This window comes from Frankia sp. Mgl5 (assembly GCF_023242985.1).
In the GTDB taxonomy this organism is placed as follows: domain Bacteria; phylum Actinomycetota; class Actinomycetes; order Frankiales; family Frankiaceae; genus Parafrankia; species Parafrankia soli.
The window spans coordinates 1-1,686 of record NZ_JALKFY010000756.1 but is presented as its reverse complement, the minus strand read 5'-3'; the positions used below and the strand labels follow the sequence as shown (position 1 = coordinate 1,686).

Here is a 1,686-nt window from a genome sequence, read left to right as displayed (position 1 = left end):
GACCTACATCCGTCAGTAACGACGGTTGGCGTGATCAAAGATCGGTGATCTTTCCCTTTCCGGCTTGTTGATGGTGTTTCCGGCTGGTGGGCAGGGTGACGGCCCGGCTGTCGTACCGGGTGGGCGCCGGGTCCACGGCCCGGACGGGGTCTCGTCGGGGGAACGGGCTGGTCAGCCGGCTGCGGGCAGAGCACGTAGCCGTTCGAGGGCGCCGGGCAGGTGCTGGTCGCGGCCGGGTGGCAGGCGCAGGGTGAGCGTGCCGGCGTGACGGATGACCCGACCGGGGATGTTGATCAGTTCGTGGCGGAGCCGGTCGCCGTGCGCGCGCCCCGCGCGCTGGTCGAATCCGGTCAGGGACTGGAACAGGGTAGATAGCCAGCCGGCGAGGATCGCCGCCCACATCCAGACGGTGTTGACGGCCGGGTCCGCGGAGGGCAGGTGGCGCAGGCCGGCGCCGAGCTTGACATCTTTGATCTGGGTCTCGATGTCGGCGCGGCCACGGAACCAGTGCTCGACGGCGACGATGCCGTCGGGCTCGTCAGCGGGGATGTTCGTGACGATGAAACTGACCGCCCAGGCGTGGTCGGCGACGCCTTCCAACGCGAGGGTGAGCTGGTCTTTCGGGATCGTGCGCCGCCGCCGCGAGCGGGGGTCGGTGGAGATCTCACCGGCAGGGACCTTCACCCGGCGGATGATCGTGTAGGTGCCGGGCGGCCAGCCGGCCGGGGCATAGCCACTGGCGGCGACCTGGGCGCCGGTCATGTCCCGCGCGTCGGTCCAGGCCTTCTCGGGAACGGCGGCGTAGGCGCGCCAGAGCGCGCTGTTGCGTGGCGCGGCGACCGCGAAGTCCGCGCCCGCGGTCACGGCAGCGCGGGCGAGGTCCCCGGTGAAGAACCCCGAATCGGCGCGGACCAGCGGCGGCGCGCAGACGGCAGCCGGCAGGTTCGCCAGCGCCCGGGTCAGCAGCCCGGCGGCACGCGGCCGGACGTCCTGGTCCCCGGCGAGCAGGTCGGCGGCCAAGACCAGCCCGGTCCGCGCCCACGACGCCAGCAGCGGCCGGCCGGCCTTCTTCCCCTCGTAGGTATAGGCCACGCCACGCTTCCCACGGCCGAAAACCTCCACGTCGGAGGAGTCCAGGTCGATCGTCGGCCGCCCGGTGACCAGCTCGGCCCGACGCTGCCCGGGCAGCCGAGACAGCCAACGGCCGGCCAGCACCCCAACCGTCGCCTCGACCCCGGACAGCGCCACCGGGCCGAACCGGCCCGAAAGCCGCGCCGCCGTCCGCGACGGCGCGAACGGCACCACCGCGAGCAGCCCACCCGCCTCGTCCAGACGCAGCCGGTCCAGCCCGGACATGCTCGCCTGCCCCGCCAGCTGCGCGCTCGCCAGCCCGACCAGCAACTCCCCGCCCGAAAGCCCCCGCGCCCGCCGCTTGACCGGCCCGATCTGGTCGTCCAACACCTCGACGACCCCGAGCCGGTCGACCAGCTCAGCGACCGCGGCCAGCCCCGCCATCCCGGTCAGCGACCGATCGGACGGCCCGACCCGCACCCGTGGAACCCGTTTCCGCGACGCGGCCGATCTGCGTAGTCTGTTCACCCGGCGGGTGCCTCTCGTCAGGAAGCCATCGGTTGGTGTGGTAACCCCGATTCTCCCTGCACGGCAGGCACCCGCTCACGTTCCAGC

General features: G+C 72.7%; 1 protein-coding gene. It reads right to left on the bottom strand.

Features of this window, described 5'->3' with window-relative positions:
- Nucleotides 1-171: 171 nt before the first annotated feature.
- Complete coding sequence (locus MXD62_RS27425; protein WP_248832287.1) at nt 172-1,551, bottom strand: IS1380 family transposase; 1,380 nt, start codon at nt 1,549-1,551, stop codon at nt 172-174.
- Nucleotides 1,552-1,686: the final 135 nt, after the last annotated feature.